General features: G+C 71.8%; 22 protein-coding genes and 1 tRNA gene. 15 read left to right on the forward strand and 8 right to left on the reverse strand.

The genetic code is table 11. The features are described from left to right. Window positions 1-389 precede the first annotated feature (389 nt). The 4 genes from QBL25_RS21795 to QBL25_RS21810 all read left to right on the forward strand — a co-directional run bounded on the left by QBL25_RS21795 (window position 390) and on the right by QBL25_RS21810 (window position 3,641). Window positions 390-476: transfer RNA gene (locus QBL25_RS21795), tRNA-Leu, on the forward strand. 320 nt (window positions 477-796) lie between these two features. Further along, window positions 797-2,254 carry a DUF2252 domain-containing protein gene (locus QBL25_RS21800; RefSeq protein WP_409058698.1) on the forward strand — a complete coding sequence of 486 codons (1,458 nt, stop codon included), beginning with the start codon at window positions 797-799 and terminating at the stop codon, window positions 2,252-2,254. 136 nt (window positions 2,255-2,390) lie between these two features. Beyond that, window positions 2,391-3,272: a hypothetical protein gene (locus QBL25_RS21805; protein WP_409058699.1), complete on the forward strand. Its 882-nt coding sequence runs from the start codon at window positions 2,391-2,393 to the stop codon at window positions 3,270-3,272. 21 nt (window positions 3,273-3,293) lie between these two features. Continuing rightward, on the forward strand, window positions 3,294-3,641 hold the full coding sequence (locus QBL25_RS21810) for a rhodanese-like domain-containing protein (RefSeq protein ID WP_409058700.1): 348 nt from the start codon (window positions 3,294-3,296) through the stop codon (window positions 3,639-3,641). 109 nt (window positions 3,642-3,750) lie between these two features. Here the strand turns inward: QBL25_RS21810 and QBL25_RS21815 are convergent, their stop codons facing one another. From QBL25_RS21815 to paaA, 6 genes are all read right to left on the reverse strand, one after another. Beyond that, a complete protein-coding gene (locus tag QBL25_RS21815; RefSeq protein WP_409058701.1) occupies window positions 3,751-4,884 on the reverse strand; it encodes an acyl-CoA dehydrogenase family protein in 1,134 nt (377 codons plus the stop codon). Between the two features lie 174 nt (window positions 4,885-5,058). Next, complete coding sequence (gene paaE / locus QBL25_RS21820; RefSeq protein WP_409058702.1) at window positions 5,059-6,135, reverse strand: 1,2-phenylacetyl-CoA epoxidase subunit PaaE; 1,077 nt, start codon at window positions 6,133-6,135, stop codon at window positions 5,059-5,061. Beyond that, on the reverse strand, window positions 6,135-6,626 hold the full coding sequence (gene paaD / locus QBL25_RS21825; RefSeq protein ID WP_409058703.1) for a 1,2-phenylacetyl-CoA epoxidase subunit PaaD: 492 nt from the start codon (window positions 6,624-6,626) through the stop codon (window positions 6,135-6,137). Before paaD ends, paaE begins: the two co-directional genes overlap by 1 nt. Further along, complete coding sequence (gene paaC / locus QBL25_RS21830) at window positions 6,620-7,378, reverse strand: 1,2-phenylacetyl-CoA epoxidase subunit PaaC (protein ID WP_409058704.1); 759 nt, start codon at window positions 7,376-7,378, stop codon at window positions 6,620-6,622. The genes paaD and paaC overlap by 7 nt, the downstream gene beginning before the upstream one ends. Then, window positions 7,375-7,665 (reverse strand): 1,2-phenylacetyl-CoA epoxidase subunit PaaB, encoded by a 291-nt coding sequence (gene paaB, locus QBL25_RS21835; RefSeq protein ID WP_363210366.1) that lies wholly within the window; start codon window positions 7,663-7,665, stop codon window positions 7,375-7,377. The genes paaC and paaB overlap by 4 nt, the downstream gene beginning before the upstream one ends. Continuing rightward, the gene (paaA, locus tag QBL25_RS21840; RefSeq protein WP_409058705.1) at window positions 7,662-8,660 is read right to left on the reverse strand and encodes a 1,2-phenylacetyl-CoA epoxidase subunit PaaA; all 999 of its coding nucleotides are present in this window, start codon (window positions 8,658-8,660) and stop codon (window positions 7,662-7,664) included. Before paaA ends, paaB begins: the two co-directional genes overlap by 4 nt. 232 nt (window positions 8,661-8,892) lie before the next feature. Between paaA and QBL25_RS21845 the strand changes: the two genes are divergently transcribed. The 3 genes from QBL25_RS21845 to QBL25_RS21855 are packed head-to-tail and all read left to right on the forward strand — an operon-like array spanning window position 8,893 to window position 11,899. Then, entirely contained in the window at window positions 8,893-9,792 is a 900-nt protein-coding gene (locus tag QBL25_RS21845; RefSeq protein ID WP_409058706.1) for a DUF5819 family protein, read from the forward strand. Beyond that, window positions 9,789-11,063, forward strand: a complete 1,275-nt coding sequence (locus QBL25_RS21850; protein ID WP_409058707.1) for an HTTM domain-containing protein — start codon at window positions 9,789-9,791, stop codon at window positions 11,061-11,063. Before QBL25_RS21845 ends, QBL25_RS21850 begins: the two co-directional genes overlap by 4 nt. Window positions 11,064-11,119: 56 nt before the next feature. Further along, the gene (locus tag QBL25_RS21855; RefSeq protein ID WP_409058708.1) at window positions 11,120-11,899 is read left to right on the forward strand and encodes a TrmH family RNA methyltransferase; all 780 of its coding nucleotides are present in this window, start codon (window positions 11,120-11,122) and stop codon (window positions 11,897-11,899) included. Between the two features lie 25 nt (window positions 11,900-11,924). On the opposite strand, the gene paaN is transcribed toward QBL25_RS21855, so the two are convergent. Continuing rightward, window positions 11,925-13,616 (reverse strand): phenylacetic acid degradation protein PaaN, encoded by a 1,692-nt coding sequence (paaN, locus tag QBL25_RS21860; protein ID WP_409058709.1) that lies wholly within the window; start codon window positions 13,614-13,616, stop codon window positions 11,925-11,927. A gap of 195 nt (window positions 13,617-13,811) precedes the next feature. Here paaN and QBL25_RS21865 point away from each other — a divergent pair, with 195 nt between their 5' ends. Both QBL25_RS21865 and QBL25_RS21870 read left to right on the forward strand, forming a co-directional pair. Next, the gene (locus tag QBL25_RS21865; RefSeq protein WP_409058710.1) at window positions 13,812-15,329 is read left to right on the forward strand and encodes a 3-hydroxyacyl-CoA dehydrogenase; all 1,518 of its coding nucleotides are present in this window, start codon (window positions 13,812-13,814) and stop codon (window positions 15,327-15,329) included. Beyond that, window positions 15,326-15,919, forward strand: a complete 594-nt coding sequence (locus QBL25_RS21870; protein WP_409058711.1) for a TetR/AcrR family transcriptional regulator — start codon at window positions 15,326-15,328, stop codon at window positions 15,917-15,919. The genes QBL25_RS21865 and QBL25_RS21870 overlap by 4 nt, the downstream gene beginning before the upstream one ends. Before the next feature lie 132 nt (window positions 15,920-16,051). On the opposite strand, the gene QBL25_RS21875 is transcribed toward QBL25_RS21870, so the two are convergent. Continuing rightward, a complete protein-coding gene (locus QBL25_RS21875) occupies window positions 16,052-16,576 on the reverse strand; it encodes an Lrp/AsnC family transcriptional regulator (RefSeq protein ID WP_409058712.1) in 525 nt (174 codons plus the stop codon). Between the two features lie 190 nt (window positions 16,577-16,766). Here QBL25_RS21875 and pdhA point away from each other — a divergent pair, with 190 nt between their 5' ends. The 6 genes from pdhA to QBL25_RS21905 all read left to right on the forward strand — a co-directional run bounded on the left by pdhA (window position 16,767) and on the right by QBL25_RS21905 (window position 24,591). Continuing rightward, a complete protein-coding gene (gene pdhA, locus QBL25_RS21880) occupies window positions 16,767-17,909 on the forward strand; it encodes a pyruvate dehydrogenase (acetyl-transferring) E1 component subunit alpha (RefSeq protein WP_409058713.1) in 1,143 nt (380 codons plus the stop codon). Continuing rightward, entirely contained in the window at window positions 17,906-18,934 is a 1,029-nt protein-coding gene (locus QBL25_RS21885) for an alpha-ketoacid dehydrogenase subunit beta (RefSeq protein ID WP_409058714.1), read from the forward strand. Before pdhA ends, QBL25_RS21885 begins: the two co-directional genes overlap by 4 nt. Continuing rightward, window positions 18,934-20,469 carry a 2-oxo acid dehydrogenase subunit E2 gene (locus tag QBL25_RS21890; protein WP_409058715.1) on the forward strand — a complete coding sequence of 512 codons (1,536 nt, stop codon included), beginning with the start codon at window positions 18,934-18,936 and terminating at the stop codon, window positions 20,467-20,469. The genes QBL25_RS21885 and QBL25_RS21890 overlap by 1 nt, the downstream gene beginning before the upstream one ends. A gap of 290 nt (window positions 20,470-20,759) precedes the next feature. Further along, window positions 20,760-21,893 (forward strand): NTP transferase domain-containing protein, encoded by a 1,134-nt coding sequence (locus QBL25_RS21895; protein WP_409058716.1) that lies wholly within the window; start codon window positions 20,760-20,762, stop codon window positions 21,891-21,893. Beyond that, the gene (locus QBL25_RS21900) at window positions 21,890-23,482 is read left to right on the forward strand and encodes a molybdopterin molybdotransferase MoeA (protein ID WP_409058717.1); all 1,593 of its coding nucleotides are present in this window, start codon (window positions 21,890-21,892) and stop codon (window positions 23,480-23,482) included. The genes QBL25_RS21895 and QBL25_RS21900 overlap by 4 nt, the downstream gene beginning before the upstream one ends. Further along, window positions 23,470-24,591 (forward strand): potassium channel family protein, encoded by a 1,122-nt coding sequence (locus QBL25_RS21905; RefSeq protein ID WP_409058718.1) that lies wholly within the window; start codon window positions 23,470-23,472, stop codon window positions 24,589-24,591. Before QBL25_RS21900 ends, QBL25_RS21905 begins: the two co-directional genes overlap by 13 nt. Window positions 24,592-24,622: the final 31 nt, after the last annotated feature.

A 24,622-nucleotide genomic window follows, 5' to 3' on the forward strand; every position in this document is an offset into this window, starting at 1 on the left:
CACCTCCTCCGTCGTAGTCATCCTGGTACTGCTTACTGATCGTATCCACGCGCCGGGAAATCGGCTGGTTCCCCCTGTCCGCCCAGTCGACGAGTGTCGCCTCTCACAAGGCATGCCCGCACCAGGGTTCCGGGATCCTTCCGGCTTCCTCTCGGGCTCCTCTACCAGGGATCGTAGAGGGGGCCCCAAACCAGTGTCGCGCACCCGACTGCGGACCTTCGCCGGGTACGGCGCAAGTCGGTCGGCCGGGTCGTGGTCTCTCCGGATCACCAGGGCAGGTGCCCCCGAATACGGATGTGAATCCACCCCCTCCAGCGTGCTAATCTTCTGGATGTCGGCAGGCGCTCGCACCACAGAGCAAGCGGTGAGAGACCCAAGACAACACCCATGCGCGGGTGGCGGAATAGGCAGACGCGCTGGATTCAGGTTCCAGTGCCCGAAAGGGCGTGGGGGTTCAACTCCCCCCTCGCGCACCATGTGGAGCGGGTCTCCACCAGGACGAAAGTTCTGGTGGGGGCCCGCTTCTCGTTGTGGGGTGGGCCGGGAGGGAGTGGGTGTGCGGGGCGATGGTTCGTCGCGGGTGTGTGGCGACGGTTCGTCGCGAGTGTGCGTGCTGAGGGTTCGGCACGGTGGGCACGGTGACGTATGTCACCGGCTTTGATCCGGGACCGATCGGTGCGCCGAGTTGTCCACAGGTCTCGGGTTGTCCACAGGCCCTGCCGCCGTCCCGGCCCCCGGCGGTACCTTCATGCCAGATGAGGCCCACGGGGGGCCGCCCGGACGGTGGGGTGTGGACATGGCGGAGTTCAAGGGTGCGCGGCTGCCGTACGTCAAGGGGTTCGCGCGATGGCCCGCGCGAGGCGGGGCGAACGCGGACGCTTCGGGCGGTTCGCAGGGCGCGGCCGCCTCACCGAAACGGGAGGGCAAGGCACTGCGGGCCCGCGTCAGCCGTGCCTCGCACGAGTGGTTCGCCGAGGACGCCGGCCGCCCCGAACCGGTCGCCGCCGTGGAGGAGTCCAACCGCAGCAGGCTCCCCGACCTCACCCCGATCCGCATGGGCAGGATGGCCGCCTCGCCCTTCGCCTTCCTGCGCGGAGCCGCCGGCCTGATGGCGTACGACCTCGCGCGGACCCCCGTGACCGGGATAGGCGCCCAGATATGCGGAGACGCCCACGCGGCGAACTTCGGCCTGTACGCCGACGCCCGCGGCGGCCTCGTCATCGACCTGAACGACTTCGACGAGACGGCCCACGGGCCCTGGGAATGGGACGTGAAACGCCTCGCGGCCTCCCTCGTGCTCGCCGGACGCGAGGCGGGAGCGGGCGAGGACGTCTGCCGGGAAGCGGCGTTCGACGCGGTGGGGGCGTACCGGCGCACGATGCGGCTGCTCGCGAAGCTCCCCGCGCTCGACGCGTGGAACGCCATCGCCGACGAGGAACTCGTCTCCCACACCGACGCCCGCGACCTCCTCGGCACCCTGGAGAGCGTCTCCGAAAAGGCACGGGCGAACACGAGCGCCCGCTTCGCCGCCAAGTCCACCGAACGCTTCGAGGACGAGGACGGCCGCCCGGTACGCCGCTTCGTCGACGCACCGCCCGTGCTGCGGCGCATACCCGACGCGGAAGCCGCCGAGGTCGCCTCCGCCCTCGCGGAGTACGTGGACACCCTGCCCGAGGACCGCCTGCCGCTCGTCGAGCGGTACGCCATCCAGGACGTGGCGTTCCGCGTCGTGGGCACCGGCAGCGTGGGCCTGCGGTCGTACGTGGTCCTGCTGCTCGACCACCGGGGCGAGCCGCTGGTGCTCCAGGTCAAGGAAGCACGGCCATCGGCGCTGCTCCCGCATCTGCCCACGGTGGGCTTCACCGTGCCCGAGGTCGCGCACGAAGGGCACCGGGTGGTGCTCGGGCAGAAGCGGATGCAGGTGGTCAGTGACTTCCTGCTGGGGTGGACGACGGTCGCCGGGCGGGCTTTCCAGGTACGGCAGTTCAGGAACCGCAAGGGCAGCGTGGACCCGGCGGCGCTGGCCGCCGACCAGATCGACGACTACGGCCGCATGACCGGGGCCCTCCTGGCCCGCGCGCACGCGCACAGCGCCGACCCGCGGCTGATCGCGGGCTACGTCGGCAAGAACGACGAGCTGGACACCGCGGTGGCGTCGTTCGCCGTGGCCTACGCGGACCGGACTGAGGCGGACCACGCGGAACTGGTGCGCGCGGTCAAGGAGGGACGGGTGGGGGCGGAGGTGGGGGTTTGAGGGGGTGGGGGGATAGGGGGGGCGGGGAGGGGGGAGGGGAGGCCCCCCGAAGTGTGCGGCTAGGGCTTTGCGGGAGCCTCGCAGCAACCCCCCGTCACACGAACCCCCCGGTGGTGCCGTGGCCTAGGCTGGACGGGTGACGACCCCGGAAGCCGAGCCTACGCAGCCCCAGACGCCCGATCCCGGACCCGTGACCGCCGGTCGGGAGGGTCCTGACGGGGCGGCGGCGGGGCCGGGCGGCGCCGCACGGCCGGAGGACCGGCTGGAGAAGGCCGTCCGGGCGGCCGAGCAGGCGCTGATCGAGTACGAGATCGCCGTCGAGACGTTCCGGGTGGAGGTGGAGAACTTCTCCCGGCTCCACCACCAGAAGCTCGGCCCGATGTACGCCCGCCTCGACGAGCTGGACGCCGAGATCGCCGAGGCCCTAGCCGCGCGCAGCGGTGACCCGGAGGACCGGCGCAAGGCGGACGAAGCGCGGGCGCGGGTCATGCCGATGCCGGGCGTCGAGGAGCTGTTCCACGGCTGGATGGACGGTGACGGCCTCTATCCGGAGGCCGCCGCGATGCTCACCGATCAGTCGGTGCGGCCGCCGCAGCGGGTGCGGCCCAGCGACGAGGCCCGCAAGCTCTACCGCGAGCTCGTCCGCAAGTCCCACCCCGACCTGGCCCAGGAAGACCAGGAGCGTGAACGCCGCGAGGAGTTCATCACGCGGGTGAACGCCGCCTACGCGCGCGGCGACGAGCCCCTGCTGCGGGAGCTGTCCGAGGAGTGGGCGGCCGGTCCGGTGGCCGAGCAGCAGTGGCCGAGCAAGAGCGAGGAGCTCTACGCCCGCCTTGAGTGGCTCTCTCAGCGCAAGGAGCTGCTCACCGTGATCGCCCGGGAGCTGGAGGAGGGGGCGATCGGCGCGATGCTGCGGATGGCTCCGGACGATCCGGACCAGCTCCTCGACGAGATCGCCGAGCAGCTGCTCGCGCAGGTCACCGAGCGCGAGGCGGAGCTCGCGCGGCTGAGTTCCTAGCCGGTCGGGTAGCGTCGGGGCATGGCTTTCGGATCACAGGTGCCCACGGTCGGGATCGGCGAACTCGCGCCCGACGCCTTCCTTCTCGACGTCCGCGAGGACGAGGAGTGGCAGGCGGGCCACGCGGCAGGTGCGCTGCACATCCCGATGAGCGAGTTCGTCGCCCGCTACGGCGAGTTGACCGAGGCCGCCCCGCAGGACGGTCAGGTCAATGTCATCTGCCGGGTCGGCGGACGGTCGGCGCAGGTCACCATGTATCTCGTCCAGCAGGGTGTCGACGCGGTGAACGTCGACGGCGGCATGCAGAGCTGGGAGGCCGCGGGCCGGCCCGTCGTCGACGACAAGGGCCAGCCGGGCGTCGTGATCTAGCCGTACGGCGGCCGTACGGCAGCCGGGGCGGCGGTCAGTGGCGTCCAGCGGCGTCGTGCAGTTTCGTACGGTGCTGTCCGGTGCTGTCCGGCGCCCTTCGTGCGTTGCGTCAGCCGAGGGGGTGGGCGGCCAGCAGGTCGCCGAGGGTCTCCTCGTGTGCCGCTGCCGGGCCGAGGGACAGCTCCAGCTGCTTGGCCCACGCGTGGTACCGGTGCAGGGGGTAGTCGGTGTCGGATCCGAAGCCGCCGTGCAGGTGCTGGGCGGTCTGCACCACCCTGCGGACGCCGTCCGACGCCCAGATCTTGGCGACGGCCACGTCCCCCGTGGCGGGCAGGGCGCCGCTCGCGCCGGTGCTGATGCGCCAGGCGGCCTGCCAGAGGGTGACCTCCATGGCCCGCAGGTCGATGTAGCGGTCGGCCGCCTGGACCGCCACCGCCTGGAACGTGGCGACGGGGAAGCCGAACTGCTCGCGTTTTCCGGTGTATTCGCCGGTCATGCTCAGCACGGCCTCACCGAGGCCGAGCGCGAGGGCGCAGGTGCCGGTGGTGAGCAGATCGCGCAGCCAGTCCCAGGCCCCTTCGGCCTCGATGACGTCGGTGCCGCTGATCCGGACGGATTCCAGGCCGAGCTCGCCGAGGCGTTCGCCGCTGGTGGACACCTGGTCGGCGAGGGTGAGGCCTTCGTGTTCGCGGGGGACGAGGGCGAGGGCGGTTTGGCCGCCGGTCGTGTGGGCGGGCACCACGATGAGGTCGGCGTTCTGTGCCCAGGGCACGGCGGTCTGGGCGCCGTCGAGCAGCCAGTCGTCGCCCTCCGGCCGTGCGGTGACGGCAAGTTCGGCGGGGTCGTGTCCGCTGCGGCCGTTGGCGGCGACGGTCAGGACGAGCTCACCGCGGGCGGCCCTGGGCAGGATGCGCTGCTTGAGCTGCTGGCTGCCGTGTTTCTGTACGGCGTGGGCGGCCGCGCTGCTCTCCAGAAGCGGTACTCGGGCGAGTTTCTTCGCCGATTCGCGCAGCACCAGGCAGAGGGCGATGGCGTCGAGGCCGGCGCCGCCGTGTTCGGGGTCGATGAGCAGGCTCAGCAGGTCGGCTCCGGCGAGCTTGGCCCAGAGTGCGCGGTCGAAGTCCTCGGCGACGGCGCCCGGCACGAGGGCGGGGCTCGGCACTCCGTCGGGTGCGACGGAGGCGAAGAGCGCCTTCGCCGCCTCGACGGCCGCCTGCTGTTCCTCGGTGAAGGTGAAGTCCACTGCTTGTCCTCCCGCGCACCGGCCCGACGATCTGTCCTTGCTCCGCCACTGTTTCTGACGGGTCGTCAAGATAGAACAGGTTCTACGGGAAGGGAACAGCGTCGACCCCTCGGTCCGCGGGAGCGCTGACCGCACCACTGACCGCACCACTGACCGCACCACTGACCGGAGCGCTCAGCGGTCGAAGTCCAACTCCACCGTGTCCGTGGCGGGACGGGACTGGCACGCCAGCACATACCCCGCCTCGGTCTCTTCCGGTTCCAGGGCGAAGTTGCGGTCCATCCGCACCTCACCCGAGACCCGGAAGGCCCGGCAGGTCCCGCACACCCCGCCCTTGCAGGCGTACGGAGCGTCGGCGCGGTTGCGCAGGACCGTGTCCAGGAGTGATTCGCCGTCCTGGACGGGCCAGGTGCCGGAGCGCCCGTCGAGCGTCACCGTCACGGTGCTGTGCGCGGGGGCGGCGGTCGTGGACGTGGCCACCGGGGACGAGAGGCCGCCGTCCACGTGGAATATCTCCTCGTGGATGCGCCCGCGCGGCACACCCAGGCCGCGCAGGGTCTTCTCCGCGCCCTGCACCAGGCCGAACGGCCCGCACAGGAACCAGCCCGCGACCTCCTCCACCGGCAGCAGCGCCGGAAGCAGGCTGCCGAGCCGCTCCTCGTCGAGTCGGCCCGAGTCGAGGCCCGACTGCTGCTCCTCCCGGGAGAGCACGGTGACCAGCTGGAACCGGTCCGGCCAGCGATCCTTCAGGTCGGCGACCTCCTCCAGGAACATCGTCGACGCGGCGGTGCGGTCGCTCCGGATGAGACAGAACGTGGCCTCGGGCTCGCGGGCGAGGAGCGTCGTGACGATGGAGAGCACCGGGGTGATCCCGCTGCCGCCGACGACGGCCGCGTAGCGCCCGGGCGCCGGGTCCAGCGTGAAGCGTCCGGCCGGGGTCATCACTTCCAGTTCGTCGCCGGCGGCGATTTCCTTCAGTGCGTACGTCGAGAAGGCGCCGCCTTCGACGAAGCGCACCCCGACCCGCAGGGTCCGCGGCTCCGAGGGGCTTTCGGGGTGGGGCGCGGGGGCGCAGATCGAGTACGTACGCCGGATCTCGGTGCCGTCGACGAAGCGGCGGAGGGCGAGGTGCTGGCCCGGCACGAAGCGGTACTCCTCGCGCAGGGCGGGGGGTACGTCGAAGGTCAGCGTCACGGAGTCGTCGGTGAGCCGCTCGACCGCCGCTACCCGGAGTCGGTGGAAGCGGGCCATCACAACTCCTTGAAGTGGTCGAACGGTTCGCGGCAGGCGATGCACCGGCGCAGGGCCTTGCAGGCCGTCGACGAGAAACGGCTGAGCAGTTCGGTGTCGGTCGAGCCGCAGTGCGGGCAGCGGACCGAGAGCGTGAGGGGTATCGGCCCGCCCGCGCTGTGCGGGCGCGGGGGCGCGATGCCGAACTCCGCCAGTTTGCGGCGGCCCTCGGCGCTGATGTCGTCCGTCGACCAGGCGGGGGAGAGCACCGTGCGCACGGAGATCTCCGCCATGCCGCGCTCGCGCAGGACCTGTTCGATGTCGGCGGTCATGGCCTCGATGGCCGGACAGCCGGTGTACGTGGGGGTCAGCTCGACGTCGACCTTGCCGATGCCGCGTACGTGCACGCCGCGCAGCACTCCCAGCTCGGCGAGCGTGATGACCGGCAGCTCGGGGTCGGGCACGGAGCCCGCGAGGGCCAGGAGCTCCTCCTCCAGGGCGGTGGTCACCATGACGCCCCCGGGTGGCTGCGGTGCAGGTGCTGCATCTCGGCGATCATCCGCCCGAAGGACTCGGTGTGCAGCCCCTGGCGGCCTGCGCCTGCGGCCCAGGCCCCTTCCTGGGGGCCGGTGGGCACGGTCAGGGTCGCCTTCTCGATGACCGCGGTGACCGAGGCCGTCCAGCTGGTCCGCAGCGCGGCCCAGTCGAGGCTCGCGGAGCCGTCGGAGTCGGCGGAGCCATCCAGGCCCTCCACCGGCTGGAACATCTCGCCGGTGAACCGCCACAGCGCGTCGAGTCCGCGCTGCATCCGCTCGTGGCTCTCCGCGGTGCCGTCACCGAGCCGCAGCGTCCACTGCTCCGCGTGGTCCTGGTGGTAGGCGACTTCCTTGACCGCTTTCGCCGCCAGCGGGGCGAACGTGCTGTCCGCTTCGGTCAGCTGGCCGTACAGCAAGGTCTGGTACGTGGAGAAGTAGAGCTGGCGGGCGATGGTGTGGGCGAAGTCGCCGTTCGGCTGCTCGACCAGTTGGAGGTTGCGGAAGGCGCGCTCCTCGCGGAGGTAGGCCAGCTCGTCCTCGTCCCCGGCCAGGGAGAGCAGGACGCGTGCCTGGCCGAGCAGGTCGAGGGCGATGTTCGCGAGGGCGACCTCTTCCTCCAGCACGGGTGCGTGGCCCGCCCACTCCCCCAGCCGGTGCGAGAGCACCAGCGCGTCGTCGCCCAGGGCGAGGGCGGTGGCGGTGGCCGTCGGGGCCAGCGGCGCGGTCACAGGTGCTTCACCCCGTCCGGGATGTCATAGAAGGTCGGGTGGCGGTAGGGCTTGTCGCCGGCCGGTTCGAAGAAGGAGTCCTTCTCGTCGGGCGAGGAGGCGGTGATCTGGGTGGAGGGCACGACCCAGATCGAGACGCCTTCGCTCCTGCGGGTGTACAGGTCGCGGGCGTTGCGCAGGGCCATCTCGGCGTCCGGCGCGTGCAGGCTGCCCGCGTGGGTGTGGGAGAGCCCGCGGCGGGAGCGCACGAACACCTCCCACAGCGGCCATTCGGTCGAGCTGCTCATGCCTTCGCCTCCCCGTGCTTGGCGGCGAACGCCGCTGCTGCCTCGCGCACCCACGCGCCGTCTTCATGTGCGCTCTTGCGCTGCGTGATCCGCTGTTCGTTGCACGGGCCGTTGCCCTTGAGGACCGCCCAGAACTCCGTCCAGTCGATCGCGCCGAAGTCGTGCTGTCCCCGCTCTTCGTTCCACACGAGGTCCGGGTCGGGGAGCGTGAGGCCGAGGGATTCGGCTTGGGGGACGCAGATGTCGACGAAGCGCTGGCGCAGCTCGTCGTTCGAGTGGCGCTTGATCTTCCAGGTCATCGACTGCTCCGAGTGCGACGACTCGTCGTCCGGGGGGCCGAACATCATCAGGGATGGCCACCACCAGCGGTTCACCGCGTCCTGCGCCATCGCGTGCTGGGCCTCGGTGCCGCGGCTGAGGGCGAGCAGGGCTTCGTACCCCTGGCGCTGGTGGAACGACTCCTCCTTGCAGACGCGGACCATCGCGCGGGCATAGGGGCCGTACGAACAGCGGCAGAGCGGGACTTGGTTCGTGATCGCGGCGCCGTCCACCAGCCAGCCGATCGCGCCGACGTCGGCCCAGGTCAGCGTGGGGTAGTTAAAGATCGACGAATACTTCTGGCGGCCCGAGTGGAGTTTGTCGAGCAGCTCGTCCCGGCTGGTGCCGAGGGTCTCGGCCGCGCTGTACAGATACAGGCCGTGGCCGGCCTCGTCCTGCACCTTGGCCATCAGGATCGCCTTGCGCCGCAGGGACGGGGCGCGCGTGATCCAGTTGGCCTCGGGCTGCATGCCGATGATCTCGGAGTGCGCGTGCTGCGCTATCTGCCTGACCAGCGAGGCGCGATAGGCGTCGGGCATCCAGTCCCGCGGCTCGATGCGCTCGTCGGCGGCGACGGCGGCGTCGAACGCCGCCTCGTGCGCCGCCGTACGCGCGGCGTCGGCCGCTGCCTGGTCCGGCTCGGACCGGGCCGTCTGCTGCTCGGCTGCTGTCGCCATCGCGGTCCCCCTCGACCTTTAGCTAGCTACCGACCGATCGTTCGGTTCGTGGAATTCAATGGTGCGGCTCAGCGCCATAAGGTGTCAACCCTGTGGATAACTTCACGGACGCTGTGCCTGGCGCGCGGGCATGAGTACCGTTCCGCTGCGACGGACGCGACGGACGGTGGAGAGCCGTGTGACGGGCGGGCCGACGGGCGCATCACCGTGCGGGATCGGGAATCGGGGCGGAATGGACGCGAACGACACCAACGCGAGCGAACCGCCGTCCCCGTCCGCCGACGCCGCCAACCCCTCCGCGTCCCCGTCCGCCGACTCGGTCTCCCCATCTGGCACCTCCTCCTCGTCCGCCGCCCCCTCCGCGTCCGCCTCCCCCTCGGCGCTCGCCTCCCCGGCCGCCTCCACCGACGAGGCCACGCCAGCCGCACCCCCATCCCCACCCCCACCGTCGCCCTCGCCCCGCGCCGGTATCGCCGCGCTCTCCCCCCGCTACCAGGCGGTGGCCGCGTTGGCGCTCGCGCTCGTCGCCGTCACGGCCTGTGTCCACATCGGGATGCTCTTCCTCCACGTGGCCCCCGCGAACACGATGACCAAACAGCACGGGCAGGCCGTGGACGACTGGATCTATCCCGAGTTCGAGCAGAACTGGAAGCTCTTCGCGCCCAACCCGATGCAGCAGAACATCGCGGTGCAGGCCCGCGCCCAGGTCCGTACGGAGGACGGGACCACCCGGACCACCGGCTGGTACGACCTCTCCGCGGCCGACGGCGCCGCCATCGACGGCAATCTCCTGCCCAGCCACACGCAGCAGAACGAGCTGCGCCGGGCCTGGGACTTCTACGTCGCCGCGCACGACACGCAGAATCGTCCCCGCGGTCTGCGCGGGCAGCTCTCCGAGCAGTACATCCGCCGTATCGCGATGATGCGCGTCGAGCGCGCGGGGGCTCTGGGCCGGGGCGCCACCATCGAGCGCCTCCAGGTCCGCTCGCGGACCACGAACGTGTCGCCCCCCGATTGGAGCGACGAGAAGGTCTCGACGAAACCGTCGCTCCGCCAGCTGCCGTGGTGGTCCGTGACGGACGACGACATGCCCCTGGGCAAGGCTTCGGGACCTGAGGGGGACGCCCGATGAACCGCTTCGGCTCCCTGCTCGGGCGCGGCATCGAACAGGTCACCGCCTCCGCTCTCGGCCCCTACCAGACCGCCGTGGTCCGCATCGGGTTCGCCGCCACCTGGCTGCTCTTCCTGCTGCGCGAGTTCCCCCACCGCCGTGAGCTGTACGGGCCAGACGGCCCGTGGAGCTGGGACATGGCTCAGCAGCTCATCGCGGAGAACGACGCCTTCACGGCCCTGATGTGGTCGGACGCGCATCTGTGGTTCGAGATCGTCTACGCGGTCGCCGTTCTCAGCAGCGTTCTGCTGCTGCTCGGCTGGCGCACCCGCACGATGTCCGTGATCTTCATGATCGGCGTGCTCTCGCTGCAGAACCGCTCCATCTTCATGGGCGACGGCGGTGACAACGTCATCCACCTCATGGCCACCTACCTGGTGTTCACGCGCTGCGGCCAGGTCTGGTCGCTCGACGCCCGACGCGCGGCACGCGCGCGTGGGACCGACACCGACTCGACCGACGGGGCCGACCCCGAGATGGCCGACCGGTCCGGCGTCGAGAAGACCGCCGACCCCGACCGGGTCGGACCCGTCCTGTGGTGGGTCCTCGGTCTTGCCCTCTCCCTGGTGACCTTCATGGGGGAGCTCAGCGGCGGCTGGCTGCTCATCTTCTGGGGGCTGTGGTTCGCGCACGGCCTGTGGTGGGCCGTCGGGCGGCGCGCGCCCGACGGCGAGGCGCGCAAGCTGCTCGACGTCATCGTGAAGCTCGCGCACAACGCCGCACTGTTGGTGATCATGGTCGAGGCGTGTCTGATCTACGCGACGGCCGGCTGGTACAAGATCCAGGGCAGCCGCTGGCAGGACGGCACGGCCGTCTACTACCCGCTGCGCCTCGACTACTTCTCCCCCTGGCCCGCGCTCTCCGACCTGCTGGCCTCGCACGGCCTCATGGTGATGCTGGTGACGTACGGGACGGTCGTCGTGCAGGTCGCCTTTCCGTTCACTCTCTTCAACAGGCGGGTCAAGAACGTCCTCCTGACCGTCATGATCTTCGAGCACGCGGTCATCGCCGTTGTCCTCGGGCTGCCGTTCTTCTCGCTCGCGATGATCGCGGCCGACGCGGTGTTCCTGCCGACGTCGTTCCTGCGCCGGGTCGGCGGAGGGGTGGCACGCGCGCGTGGAGCGCTGGTCGCGCGGTTCCGGCGGGGCGGCGCGGTGCCGGGGCAGCGTACGGCGGACGAGGAACCGGCTCCGGAACCCACCGAGCACGCGCGCGTAGGCTTCCCTTCATGAAGGGGACGCACAAGGCATGAACGGGACGTACAAGGGATGAGCGGGACGTACGCGGGATGAACGTGACGCACCAGCCGGATCCTGATGACGCCGTGCGTGTCTGGCGTGGGCTCGCCGACTCGTCCGTGCTGCTCGACGGCTTCCACGCCATCAAGCACGCGTTGCGCTTCGCAGCGCGCGTCTCCTCGGTGCTGACCGGCGACAAGGCCGCTGTCCTCGCCCTGTGCGACGAGCTCGCGCCGGACGTGCGGGAGGCCCTCGACGCGCTGCTCGTCCAGGTCCCGGAGAGCACCCTGCGCGGCCTTGTGCCGCGGCTGCACCCCACCGGGGTGGCCGCTCTCGCGGTACGCCCTTCGCGCACGGCCAACCTCGAGGCGCTGGCCCGCCTGCCCAGGACCGCGCCGGTCGTCGTCCTCGACGACCCCCGAAATCTGGGCAACGCAGGGGCCGTGATCCGGCTCGCCGCCGGGTTCGGGGCGACGGGCGTGGTCACCACCGGGACGCTCGACCCCTGGCACCCCACGGTCGTACGCGGTGGCGCCGGGCTGCACTTCGCCACGGCCGTCGAGCGGATGGACGTCTCCGCTCTGCCGCCGGGGCCGGTGTTCGCGCTCGACGCCGAGGGCGAGGACATCCGCGGGCTCAAGCTGCCGGACGACGCCGTGCTGGCCTTCGGGTCCGAGCGCAGCGGCCTGTCGGCGCCGCTGCGGGAGCGCGCCGACCATCTGGTGTCCCTGCCGATGCGGCCCCAGGTCTCCAGCTACAACCTGGCCACCAGCGTCGGCATGACGCTCTTCCACTGGTCGGCGGGCAGGCCCCCGGGCGCGGAGGCCTGAACCCGCCGTCAGGGTGCGTAGGGCGTCAGGCGTCCCTGCGGATCTCCACCACACGGAAGCGGTTGGCCACGAACGCTCCGTCGCACAGGGCGGCGTTCGCCGCCGGGTTGCCGCCCGAGCCGTGGAAGTCCGAGAAGGCCGCGGTCTGGTTCACGAAGACCCCGCCCGTGAGGTTCAAGGAGAGCTGGGCGCACTCCTCCAGGCAGGCCTCCTCGACGGCGCCGGACACTTCGTCCGACGTCGTGTACGCGCCGACCGTCATGGCGCCCTTGTCGCGCACCGTGCGGCGCAGCAGCTCCACGGCGTCCGCGGAGGAGTCGACCGCGACGGCGAAGGACACCGGGCCGAAGCATTCGTTCAGATAGACCGCCTCGGCGTCCGGCTTGGCGCCGTCCAGCTTGACGATGACCGGTGTGCGGACCACGGCGTCCGGGAACTCGGGGTTGCTGATCTCCCGGGAGGGGAGGGCCACTTCGCCGAGTCCGGCCGCCGCCTCCAGACGGGCCTTGACGTCCGGGTTGACCAGGGCGCCCAGGATGCCATTCGCCCGGGCGTCGTCGCCGAGCAGGCCGTTCACCGAGGCGGCGAGGTCGGACACCACGTCGTCGTACGACTTCGCGCCCGCGTCCGTCGTGATGCCGTCCCGGGGGATCAGGAGGTTCTGCGGGGTCGTGCACATCTGGCCGCTGTACAGGGACAGGGAGAAGGCGAGGTTCGACAGCATGCCCTTGTAGTCGTCCGTCGAGTCCACGACGACCGTGTTCACGCCGGCCTTCTCCGTGTAGACCTGCGCCTGGCGGGCGTTGGCCTCCAGCCAGTCGCCGAAGGCGGTCGACCCCGTGTAGTCGATGATCTTGATCTCGGGGCGGACGGCGAGGGTCTTGGCGATGCCCTCGTCCGGTCGCTCGGCGGCCAGGCACACGAGGTTCGGGTCGAAGCCCGCCTCGGCGAGGACCTCGCGCGCGATGCGGACCGTCAGGGCGAGCGGCAGCACCGCGCGCGGGTGGGGCTTGACCAGGACGGGGTTGCCGGTGGCCAGGGAGGCGAACAGGCCGGGGTAGCCGTTCCACGTCGGGAAGGTGTTGCAGCCGATCAGGAGGGCGATGCCGCGCCCCACGGGCGTGAAGCGCTTGTCCAGGGCGATCGGGTCGCGCTTGCCCTGGGGCTTGGACCACGCCGCGTGGTCGGGGGTCCGGTCCTGCTCCGCGAATGCGTACGCCACCGCTTCGAGGCCGCGGTCCTGGGCGTGCGGGCCGCCCGCCTGGAAGGCCATCATGAAGGCCTGGCCGCTGGTGTGCATGACGGCGTGCGCCAGCTCGTGCGTGCGGGCGCTGATGCGCGACAGGATCTCCAGACAGACCATCGCGCGCACTTCCGCGCCCGCGTCGCGCCAGGCGCGCATCCCAGCGCGCAGGGCGGGCAGCAGCGTGTCGATGTCCGGGTGGGGGTATGTGATGCCCAGCTCGGGTCCGTACGGAGAGACTTCCGCGCCGGTCCAGTCGTCCGTGCCCGGTTGGTCGAGGTCGAAGCGCTTGCCCAGGAGGGCGTCGAAGGCGGCTTTGCCCTCGGGCAGGCTCAGGCTGCCGTTCTCTCCGTAGGCCTTGGGGTGCTCGGGGTGCGGCGACCAGTACGCGCGCGTGCGGATCGTCTCCAGCGCCTGGTCGAGTGTGGGCCGGTGGGTGGCGATCAGCTGGGGCGCGGTGAGTTCGGCGGCCATGTCGGACCAACTCCTCGTCGAGCCGGCTCTTCGTCGAGCCGGCGAGCCGGGCAGGGCGGTGGGCAGGAACGGACGGACAGAGCTAGAGTAACCGAACGATCGGTCGGTACAAGGGGGTCCGCCGAACCTGTGGACAACTTCTCGCCGGGCACCCCGCACCCTCCGGCGGACACCTCGTGCGGGAGGATCGCGAGCATGACAGCACTCGAGCTCAGCAGCCCCGTTGCCGTGGTCGGCACCGGCACCATGGGGCAGGGCATCGCCCAGGTCGCCCTGCTGGCGGGCCACCCCGTGCGGCTGTACGACGCCGTGGAGGGCCAGGCGCGGACCGCGGCCGCCACGATCGGCGCACGCCTGGACCGGCTCGTCGAGAAGGGCAGGCTCACCGCAGAGGATCGCTCCGCCGCGGGGGACCGGCTGACACCCGTCGACGGCCTCGCCGAGCTGGCCGGGTGCGGACTCGTCGTCGAGGCGATCCTGGAGCAACTGCCCGTCAAGCAGCGCCTCTTCGAAGAGCTGGAAGACGTCGTCGCCGAGGACTGCCTCCTCGCCACGAACACCTCCTCGCTCTCCGTCACCGCCATCGCGGGCACGCTCGAGAAGCCCGGACGCTTCGTCGGCCTGCACTTCTTCAACCCCGCGCCGCTCCTGCCGCTCGTCGAGGTCGTCAGCGGCTTCGCGACCGACGAGACGGCCGCCACGCGCGCGTACGAGACGGCGCGGGCCTGGGGCAAGACGCCGGTGCGCAGCGCGGACGCCCCCGGCTTCATCGTCAACCGCGTCGCCCGCCCCTTCTACGCCGAGGCGCTGCGCCTGTACGAGGAGCGGGCCGCCGACCCGGCCACCATCGACGCCGTCCTGCGTGAATCCGGCGGCTTCAAAATGGGGCCCTTCGAGCTCACCGACCTCATCGGCCAGGACGTGAACGAGGCCGTCACCCGCTCCGTGTGGGAGTCCTTCTTCCAGGACCCCAAGTTCACGCCGTCGCTCGCCCAGCGCCGCCTCGTCGAATCGCGCCGCCTGGGCCGCAAGTCGGGTCGGGGCTGGTACGCGTACGGGGACGGCGCCTCGCGCTCCGAGCCCCACACGGCGGCGCCCGCGCCGACACCGGCGTCCGTCGTGCTGCACGGAGACCTGTTCCAGGCGCACGACGTCGCCAAGCTGATCGACGAAGCCGGGATCGACCTCACGTACCTGGAGCCCTTCGACCCCGAGCGTCCCGGGTTCCTCGAACTGCCCAGTGGCGTACGGGTGTTCCTGAGCGACGGTTCCACCGGCAACGACTCCGAGGCGGCGGTGATCCAGTTCGACCTCGCGCTGGACTACCGTTCCGCGACCAGGATCGCCCTGGCCGCTTCCCCGGCGGTGAGCGAGGAACAGCTCCAGGAGGCCGTGGGCCTCTTTCAGGCGCTGGGCAAGCAGGTCAGCGTCATCGCCGACGCCCCGGGGATGATCGTGGCCCGTACCGTCGCCATGCTCGTCGACTTCGCCCACGACGCCGTCGCACGTGGTGTCGCCGGCGGGGATGACGTCGACACGGCGATGCTCCTGGGCGTCAACTACCCTCGCGGCCCCCTCGACTGGGGTCAGGCGCTCGGCGCGCGCTGGGCCGTCGAGACCCTGGAGTGCCTGCACCAGGAGTACCCCACCGGCCGCTACGCGCCGTCCCAGGCGCTGCGCCGGGCGGCAGCGCGAGAGGACCTCACCGCATGACCACCACCAGGCGCGACACGTACACCCCGGAGACCCTCCTGACGGTGGCGGTCCGGATCTTCAACGAGCGCGGGTACGACGGCACCTCCATGGAGCACCTCTCCAAGGCGGCCGGCATCTCCAAGTCCTCGATCTACCACCACGTGTCCGGCAAGGAGGAGCTCCTGAGCCGGGCGGTGAACCGCGCGCTCGACGGGCTCTTCGGGATCCTCGCCGAGGAGCAAGCGCGCGTGGGCACCGCCGTGCAGCGCCTGGAGCACGTCACGCGGCGCACCGTCGAGGTCCTGATCGCGGAACTGCCCTACGTGACGCTGCTGCTGCGCGTGCGCGGCAACACCGACACCGAGCGGTGGGCCATGGAGCGGCGCAGGGAGTTCGACCAGCAGGTCGCGGACCTGCTCAAGGAGGCCGTGGCCGACGGCGACCTGCGCTCGGACGTCGAGCTGCGCCTGGCCACCCGGCTGCTCTTCGGGATGATCAACTCCATCGTGGAGTGGTACCGCCCGGACGCCCGGGGGGCCTCGTCGGGCGCACAGGTCGCCGACGCGGTGGTCCAGCTGGCCTTCGCGGGCCTGCGCAGCGACCGCTGAGGTTTACCCGCAGCTGTTCCGCGCAGCCGAAACCCGTTCAGGCCTCTACGGGCCCGCTCAGGCTCGCTCATGCCCGGTCAGGTCAGGTCCGGTAAGGACGTTCTGGGCCCCTTACGGGCCTCCGGCCCCCGGTCAGTTCTCCGGCTCCAGGTCGTCCTCCTCGAAGACCAGCAACGTACGCGTGCTGAGCACTTCAGGGATGGACTGGAGCCGGGTCAGGACCAGCTCGCGCAGCGCGCGGTTGTCCGGCGTGTGCACCAGGAGCAGCACGTCGAAGTCGCCGCTGACCAGCGCGATGTGCGAAGCCCCCGGCAGCGTGCGCAGATGTTCGCGGACGGTGCGCCAGGTGTTCTGGACGATCTTGAGCGTGATGTACGCGGATGCGCCCTGACCTGCGCGTTCGTGATTGATGCGGGCGCCGAAGCCACGGATCACTCCGTCGTCGATGAGCCGGTTGATGCGCGCGTACGCGTTCGCGCGTGACACGTGGACGCGCTCGGCCACCGCCCGTATCGACGCGCGACCGTCCGTGTGCAGGATCTGGAGGATGTCGCGGTCGATCGAGTCCAGCGGCCGGGGCAGGGGCTCCGGACGGTCGCCCGGCCGGCTCTCCTGACGCTCGCCGTCGCGCCCGTCGGCCATTCGTTCAGATGCCATGTCCCCCCGCCTCCCTACCATGGACGTACTGCATCCATCCCAGGCTGTGCAGAACCGTTTGTCCACAGCCTGGAGGTGCCTGTAGCCAAAATGTGCCGACGACCGAACAATCGGTAGGTGAGGCGCCTCACATTGCCGCGCCTCTTTTGCCGCTCCCACGAGGAGATCGCTTCCACACGGAGGTGCCGACATGACGGTCATGGAGCAGCGGGGCGTCTACCGGCCCACCCCGCCCCCCGCATGGCAGCTCAGGACCGATCCCGCCCCGCTGCTGCCCGACGCCGAGCCGTACCGCGTCCTGGGCACCGATGCCGCGGGCAAGGCCGACGACGAGCTCCTGGGGCGGCTGTACGCCCAGCTGGTGCGCGGCCGGCGGTACAACACGCAGGCGACGGCCCTGACCAAGCAGGGCAGGCTCGCCGTCTACCCGTCGAGCACCGGCCAGGAGGCGTGCGAGGTCGCCGCCGCGCTCGTCCTCGAAGAGCGGGACTGGCTCTTCCCCAGCTACCGCGACACGCTCGCCGCGGTCGCCCGCGGCCTCGACCCCGTGCAGGCACTGACCCTGCTGCGCGGCGATTGGCACACCGGCTACGACCCGCGCGAGCACCGCATAGCGCCCCTGTGCACCCCGCTCGCGACGCAGCTCCCGCACGCCGTGGGACTCGCGCACGCCGCGCGCCTCAAGGGCGACGACGTGGTCGCGCTCGCCATGGTCGGCGACGGCGGCACCAGCGAGGGCGACTTCCACGAGGCGCTGAACTTCGCGGCCGTCTGGCAGGCACCGGTCGTCTTCCTGGTGCAGAACAACGGCTTCGCGATCTCCGTGCCGCTCGACAAGCAGACGGCCGCCCCGTCCCTGGCCCACAAGGCCGTCGGGTACGGGATGCCGGGCCGTCTGGTGGACGGCAACGACGCGGCGGCCGTGCACGAGGTCCTCGGCGAAGCGGTCTCCCGCGCGCGGGAGGGCGGCGGTCCCACCCTCGTCGAAGCGGTGACCTACCGCATGGACGCCCACACGAACGCCGACGACGCCACGCGCTACCGCGGGGACGCCGAGGTCGAGGCCTGGCGTGCGCACGACCCGATCCTGCTCCTGGAGCGGGAGTTGACCGAGCGCGGCCTCCTGGACGAGGACCGGAAGCGGACGGCCCGCGACGACGCCGAAGCGATGGCGGCGGACCTGCGGGAACGGATGAACCAGGACCCCGCTCTCGACCCCATGGACCTCTTCCGGCACGTGTACGTGGAGCAGACCACGCAACTGCGCGAGCAGGCGGCTCAGTTGCGGGCCGAGCTGGAGGCTTCGGAAGACGGCGAGGAGAACGCCCGATGAGCACGGTCGCGGCCGAACGGGCCACCAAGAAGCAGGCCAAACCGGCCACCATGGCGCAGGCGCTCGGACGCGCGCTGCGTGACTCCCTGGCCGACGACCCCTCCGTGCACGTCCTCGGCGAGGACGTCGGAGCGCTCGGCGGGGTCTTCCGGGTCACCGACGGACTGACCAAGGAGTTCGGCGAGGACCGCTGTACGGACACGCCGCTCGCGGAGGCGGGCATCCTGGGGACGGCCGTCGGCATGGCGATGTACGGGCTCAGGCCCGTCGTCGAGATGCAGTTCGACGCGTTCGCCTACCCCGCCTTCGAGCAGCTCATCTCGCACGTGGCCCGGATGCGCAACCGCACCCGGGGCGCGATGCCGCTGCCCATCACGGTGCGCGTGCCCTACGGCGGCGGCATCGGCGGTGTCGAGCACCACAGCGACTCCTCCGAGGCGTACTACATGGCGACTCCGGGGCTCCATGTCGTCACGCCGGCCACGGTCGTCGACGCGTACGGCCTGCTGCGGGCCTCCATCGCCTCCGACGACCCGGTCGTCTTCCTGGAGCCCAAGCGCCTCTACTGGTCCAAGGCCGACTGGAACCCGGACGCGCCCCAGGCCGTCGAACCCATCGGCAAGGCCGTGGTGCGGCGCGCGGGGCGCAGCGCCACGCTCCTCACGTACGGCCCGTCCGTGCCCGTCTGCCTGGAGGCCGCCGAGGCCGCGGTCGCCGAGGGCTGGGACCTCGAAGTGGTCGATCTGCGCTCCCTCGTGCCCTTCGACGACGAGACGGTGGCCGCTTCCGTGCGGCGGACCGGGCGCGCGGTCGTCGTGCACGAGTCGGGCGGGTTCGGCGGACCGGGCGGGGAGATCGCCGCCCGTGTCACCGAGCGGTGCTTCCACCACCTGGAGGCGCCGGTCCTGCGCGTCGCCGGGTTCGACATCCCCTATCCGCCGCCCATGCTGGAGCGGCACCATCTGCCGGGCGTGGACCGGATCCTGGACGCGGTCGCGCGGTTGCAGTGGGAGGCGGACAGCTGATGGCGCCCGGTCTGAACGTGAACAGCCTTGAGTTCAAGCTGCCCGACTTGGGCGAAGGGCTCACGGAAGCGGAGATCACCCGCTGGCTCGTGCGGGTCGGTGACGTCGTCGCCGTGGACCAGCCCGTCGTCGAGGTGGAGACGGCCAAGGCCATGGTGGAGGTCCCCTGCCCGTACGGGGGCGTGGTGACCGCCCTCTTCGCCGAGGAGGGGTCGGAGCTGCCCGTGGGAGCGGCGCTCCTGACGGTCGCCGTCGGCGCACCCGCCGGGGACGACACCGGGGCCCCGGCGCCGGAAGAGCCCGCGGACCGGGCCCTTCAGACGGCTGCCGCCGAGGAGTCCGGCAACGTACTGGTCGGGTACGGCACGGCGGCGGCGCCCGCGCGGCGCCGGAGGGTGCGGGCGGCGGGAGTCGTCGCGAACGGCGCCCCGAAGCCTGCCGCGCCCGCGGTGCGGGAAAGGCCTTCGCAGGGAGAGCCTTCGCAGGGGAGCCCCTCGCAGGACGCGCCCCAGCCGGAGCCGGGCAGGCCCGTGCGCCCGCAGGAGCCCGTCACGGCACCTTCTCTCGCCGCGAGCCCCGCCACGCGGACGCAGCCGGCGGACGGCCCGATACCGGTGATCTCGCCCCTCGTGCGCAAGCTGGCCCGCGAGAACGGCGTGGAGCTCCGGGAGCTGACCGGCACGGGCCCGGACGGCCTGATCCTGCGCGCCGACGTGGAGGCGGCCATGGCGGCCGCGCGGACGGCCGCACAGCCCGCAGCCCCGGTCACATCCACGTCGACGGCCACGCAGGCAGTGGCGGCAGTAGCGGCAGCGGCGTCGGGAGACCGCTACCCGCTGACCGGTATCCGCGGCCTCGTCGCGGACAAGATGGCCCGCAGCAGGCGCGAGATACCGGAAGCCACCTGCTGGGTCGACGCCGACGCCACCGAACTGCTCGCGGCCCGCGCCGCGATGAACGCCGCCGTGAAGGACGGCGGCGTGGAGGACGGCGGCGGGCAGAAGATCTCGCTGCTCGCGCTGTTCGCCCGCATCAGCGTGGCCGCCCTCGCCCGCTACCCGATGCTCAACTCCACCGTGGACATGGAAGCGCGCGAGGTGGTCCGGCTCGCCGACGTCCATCTCGGCTTCGCCGCGCAGACCGAGCGCGGTCTGGTCGTCCCCGTGGTGCGCAACGCGGACAAGCGGACCACCGAATCGGTCAACGCCGAGCTGATCCGGCTCACGGAGTCGGCGCGGGACGGGAAGCTGACGCCGGGGGAGCTGACGGGCGGCACGTTCACGCTGAACAACTACGGGGTGTTCGGGGTCGACGGCTCCACGCCGATCATCAACCACCCGGAGGCGGCCATGCTCGGCGTGGGCCGGATCGTGCCCAAGCCGTGGGTGCACCAGGGGGAGTTGGCGGTGCGGCACGTGGTGCAGCTGTCGCTCACCTTCGACCACCGGGTGTGCGACGGAGGCACGGCGGGCGGGTTCCTGCGGTTCGTGGCGGACTGCGTGGAGCAGCCGGCGGTGCTGCTGCGGGGGGTGTGAGGGGGCGCGGGGCGGCGGTGTGGGCCCGTTTATGGGCCCGGTGCGGCGATGTCGGTCTGCGGACATGGGTGACGTCGGTTCGCGTACAGCCGTGACGTCGGTTCGCGTACAGGGCCTTGACGTCGGTCTGTGGACAGCCGTGACGGCGGTTCGCGTACGGCGGTGACGTCGGTCTGTGGACAGCCGTGACGGCGGTTCGCGTACAGCCGTGATGTGAGTCTGCGTACAGAGGTGATCGCAGACCCCGTACGGAGGGGTGCATTGATCCTTCGTGCGCCCATACTCGTGGCATGACCGCGCAGAGGGCTCCGGGTGGCGACGAATCCGCCGCCTCGCACGCCGCCCCGACCGACCGTTCGCACGCCGCTCCGGCCGACCTCCCGCACCCCGCCGCTGTCTCCGGGGCCTCGGCCCCAGTGCCTCCGTACGACGCCGTGGTGCTCGCGGGTGGGGGTGCCAGGCGGCTCGGCGGTGTGGACAAGCCGGGGCTGCGGGTGGGCGGACGGGCGCTGCTCGACCGGGTGCTCGGCGCCTGTTCCGGCGCCGGGACGACCGTGGTCGTCGCCGATCCCCGCTCGACCGCGCGACCCGTGGTGTGGGCGCGCGAGGAACCCGCGGGCGCGGGGCCGCTCGCCGCGCTCGCCGCGGGGCTGCGGTGTACCGGAGCGGAGCTGGTGGTGGTGCTCTCCGCCGATCTGCCCTTCCTGGCGGAGTCGACGGTCGCCGGACTCCTCCGCGCGCTGCGCCAGGAGACCGCCGCCGACGGTGCGATGCTGCAAGATCCCGGTGGCCGGGACCAGCCTCTGGTCGCGGCCTATCGCGGTGCTTCGCTGAAGCGGGAGATCGCGAAGCTCGCCGCCGAGCACGACGGTCTGACGGGGCTTCCGCTCCGTTCACTGACCGCGCGGCTCGAACTCACCCGCATCAGCGACGCCGTGGCGTCCTTCGACTGCGACACCTGGGACGACATCGCGGCCGCCAGGGCCCGGATCAGGGAGCATGGGCACGTGCTGGATGAATGGATTACCGCAGTCAAGGACGAACTGGGCATCGAGCTCGACGTCGACACCGGCTTGCTGCTCGACCTCGCGCGCGACGCCGCACACGGCGTGGCCAGGCCTGCGGCACCGCTGACCACCTTCCTGGTGGGGTACGCGGCGGCGCGGGCCGCGGCGGGCGGTGGCCCCGAAGCGGTGGCCGACGCCGCCCGCAAGGCAGCCGCGCTGGCCACGCGCTGGGCGGAAGAGGGCGCCTCCGACACGACGTCAGGCAAAGCCTCCGACACGGCGTCAGGCGGGGCGCCGGGCACGGCCGACGCCAAGCCCGGCGGTGGGCCCGCCGCCGGCCCCGACACGACGTCACCGGATGTCCGCCCCGACCCGGGGCAGGACGCGAGGGACGACATGCGGCCGGACGCCGGATGAGTGGGCAGCCTGCACCGGACGCCGAGCTCGACGAGGCTCTCGCCCTGGTGAACGACGACCACGGCCGCAGGACCGGCAGGCGCGGTGCCGACACCGGGCCCGTCGGCGGCGAGTTCCGGGGTGCGTCGGACGCCTCGGGTGACCAAGGCCAAGGCATCCCGCCCCGACCGGCAACCACACCCGCACCCGCACCCGCACCGGCACCCACGCGTGCCTCCACGCCCGACCCCACCACCCGCGCCTCCACGCCCGACCCCTCCGCCCTGCCGACCCCCGGCAAGCAAGGGGCACCCCCGAACACCACCCCCACCAACCCCAACCCCGGCACCCCGCCCAAGCACCGCGACCACGACATCACCTCCTGGCCCGCCGCCCGCACCGCCGCCAGCCGCGCCACCGCCGGACGCACCCCGCGGGCCGCCCCCGGAGCCGCCGGGCCCACGGCCGGACCCGTCCCCCTGGAGCGGGCGCTCGGCCTGGTGCTCGCCGCGCCCCTCGTCGCGCTCACCGACCTCCCCTCCTTCGACACCTCCGCGATGGACGGCTGGGCCGTGGCGGGCCCCGGCCCCTGGGACGTACAGGCCGGCGGGATTCTCGCCGGGCACGAACGCCCCGAGCCGCTCTCCGACGGGGAAGCGGTCCGCATCGCCACCGGGGCGCGGATCCCGCACGAGGCCACCGCGGTCATCCGCAGCGAGCACGGCCTCACCGACGACAAGGGGCGGCTGCACCCCCGGCGTGACGTCACCCAGGGGCAGGACATCCGGCCGCGCGGCCAGGAGTGCCGCTCCGGAGACCAGCTCCTGCCGCCCGGCTCCCTGGTGACCCCGGCGGTGCTCGGCCTCGCGGCGGCGGCCGGATACGACGAGCTGTCCGTGATCCCCCGGCCCACCGCCGAAGTGCTCATCCTGGGCGACGAGCTGCTGACCGAGGGGCTCCCCCACGAGGGCCTCATCCGGGACGCGCTCGGGCCCATGCTGCCGCCCTGGCTGCGCTCGCTCGGCGCGGACGTCATCGCCGTACGCAGGCTCGGTGACGACGCCGAGGCGCTCCACCAGGCCGTCACCACTTCCGCGGCCGATCTCGTCGTCACCACCGGCGGCACCGCCTCCGGCCCGGTCGACCACGTCCATCCGATCCTGCGCCGCATCGGCGCCGAGCTCCTCGTGGACGGCGTCGCGGTGCGCCCGGGGCACCCGATGCTGCTCGCCCGCATCCGCCCGGACCAGCACCTCGTCGGACTGCCGGGCAACCCGCTGGCCGCGGTCTCCGGCCTCCTCACCCTGGCCGAGCCCCTGCTGCGTACGCTCTCGGGCCGCCCCGCCACCTCGCCGTACACCGCGGCGCTGCGCGAGGACGTGCACGGACACCCGCACGACACCCGCCTCGTGCCCGTCACCCTGCGCGCCGACCAGGCCGTGCCCCTGCACTACAACGGCCCGGCGATGCTGCGGGGGATCGCGGTGGCCGAGGGACTCGCGGTCGTCCCGCCCGGCGGCGGACGACGGGGCCAGGAGCTGGAGGTCCTCGACCTCCCGTGGGCCGGTCCGGAGCTGCACGCCGGTACGGCCGGGGAGTGTTTCACGTGAAACTTCCCGGCCACGACGCCATCGCCCGCAACCCCGACGAGCATCTCGTCACCCACCGCATCAAGCTGCCGCGCCAAGTCGTCGAGCGCCCCCTGCGGCAGGTCGCCAAGCGGCTCCTGATGGCGCTCGCGGTGCTCGCCCTGACGACCTTCATCGTCTACATCGACCGCGACGGCTACCACGACAACTCGGACAGCGGCCTCGACTTCCTCGATGCCGCCTATTACTCCACGGTCACGCTCTCGACCACCGGTTACGGCGACATCGTTCCGTACAGCGACAGCGCGCGGCTCTGCAACATTCTCCTGATCACGCCGCTGCGCGTGCTCTTCCTGATCATCCTGGTCGGCACCACCCTCGAAGTGCTCACGGAACGTACGCGCGAGGAATGGCGTCTGAACCGCTGGAGGTCCAACTTGCGTGAACACACCGTCGTCGTCGGCTTCGGCACCAAGGGTCGCTCGGCGATCCAGACCGTCTGCGCGACCGGTCTGAAGCCCGAGCAGATCGTGGTGGTCGACCCGAGCGCGAAGGTCGTCGACGCCGCCACAGCGGAGGGATACGCGGGCGTCATCGGCGACGCGACCCGCAGCGACGTGCTCCTGCGTGCCGAAGTGCAGCGTGCCCGGCAGATCATCATCGCCACCCAGCGCGACGACACCGCCGTCCTGGTCACGCTGACCGCCCGCCAGATGAACCGCGGGGCGAAGATCGTGGCCGCGGTGCGCGAGGAGGAGAACGCGCCGCTCCTGCGCCAGTCCGGCGCCGACGCCGTGATCACCAGCGCCAGCGCGGCGGGCCGGCTCCTGGGCCTCTCCGTGCTCAGCCCCAGCGCGGGCATGGTCATGGAGGACCTGATCCAGCAGGGCAGCGGCCTCGATCTCGTCGAGCGGCCGGTGATAAAGGCAGAGGTGGGACTCGGCGTCCGCGAGACGGACGACCTGGTCGTCAGCGTCGTACGCGGCCATCGCGTGCTCGGATACGACGATCCCGCCGTCGGGAAGCTTCAGTTGATGGACCGTCTGATCACCATCGTGCGGGCCACGCCCACCTCACCGATGGCGCCCGACACCAAGGCGAATCCGCCGCGCGGAGGTCTGCGCACGTAGGCGGGCCGACGGAACGGTCAGAGAGTAGCCT

It is taken from the genome of Streptomyces sp. SYP-A7185 (assembly GCF_046103685.1).
Lineage (GTDB): Bacteria > Actinomycetota > Actinomycetes > Streptomycetales > Streptomycetaceae > Streptomyces.

Excerpts from the sequence above, each read along its gene's own strand:
- paaA (WP_409058705.1), bottom strand. The coding sequence starts at position 8,660 with ATGGCGACAGCAGCCGAGCAGCAGACGGCCCGGTCCGAGCCGGACCAG.
- QBL25_RS21845 (WP_409058706.1), top strand. The coding sequence starts at position 8,893 with ATGGACGCGAACGACACCAACGCGAGCGAACCGCCGTCCCCGTCCGCC.
- paaN (WP_409058709.1), bottom strand. The coding sequence starts at position 13,616 with ATGGCCGCCGAACTCACCGCGCCCCAGCTGATCGCCACCCACCGGCCC.
- paaB (WP_363210366.1), bottom strand. The coding sequence starts at position 7,665 with ATGAGCAGCTCGACCGAATGGCCGCTGTGGGAGGTGTTCGTGCGCTCC.
- QBL25_RS21810 (WP_409058700.1), top strand. The coding sequence starts at position 3,294 with ATGGCTTTCGGATCACAGGTGCCCACGGTCGGGATCGGCGAACTCGCG.
- QBL25_RS21875 (WP_409058712.1), bottom strand. The coding sequence starts at position 16,576 with ATGGCATCTGAACGAATGGCCGACGGGCGCGACGGCGAGCGTCAGGAG.
- paaD (WP_409058703.1), bottom strand. The coding sequence starts at position 6,626 with ATGGTGACCACCGCCCTGGAGGAGGAGCTCCTGGCCCTCGCGGGCTCC.
- pdhA (WP_409058713.1), top strand. The coding sequence starts at position 16,767 with ATGACGGTCATGGAGCAGCGGGGCGTCTACCGGCCCACCCCGCCCCCC.
- QBL25_RS21865 (WP_409058710.1), top strand. The coding sequence starts at position 13,812 with ATGACAGCACTCGAGCTCAGCAGCCCCGTTGCCGTGGTCGGCACCGGC.
- QBL25_RS21890 (WP_409058715.1), top strand. The coding sequence starts at position 18,934 with ATGGCGCCCGGTCTGAACGTGAACAGCCTTGAGTTCAAGCTGCCCGAC.
- QBL25_RS21885 (WP_409058714.1), top strand. The coding sequence starts at position 17,906 with ATGAGCACGGTCGCGGCCGAACGGGCCACCAAGAAGCAGGCCAAACCG.
- QBL25_RS21850 (WP_409058707.1), top strand. The coding sequence starts at position 9,789 with ATGAACCGCTTCGGCTCCCTGCTCGGGCGCGGCATCGAACAGGTCACC.
- QBL25_RS21895 (WP_409058716.1), top strand. The coding sequence starts at position 20,760 with ATGACCGCGCAGAGGGCTCCGGGTGGCGACGAATCCGCCGCCTCGCAC.
- QBL25_RS21800 (WP_409058698.1), top strand. The coding sequence starts at position 797 with ATGGCGGAGTTCAAGGGTGCGCGGCTGCCGTACGTCAAGGGGTTCGCG.
- paaE (WP_409058702.1), bottom strand. The coding sequence starts at position 6,135 with ATGGCCCGCTTCCACCGACTCCGGGTAGCGGCGGTCGAGCGGCTCACC.
- QBL25_RS21870 (WP_409058711.1), top strand. The coding sequence starts at position 15,326 with ATGACCACCACCAGGCGCGACACGTACACCCCGGAGACCCTCCTGACG.
- QBL25_RS21900 (WP_409058717.1), top strand. The coding sequence starts at position 21,890 with ATGAGTGGGCAGCCTGCACCGGACGCCGAGCTCGACGAGGCTCTCGCC.
- QBL25_RS21855 (WP_409058708.1), top strand. The coding sequence starts at position 11,120 with ATGAACGTGACGCACCAGCCGGATCCTGATGACGCCGTGCGTGTCTGG.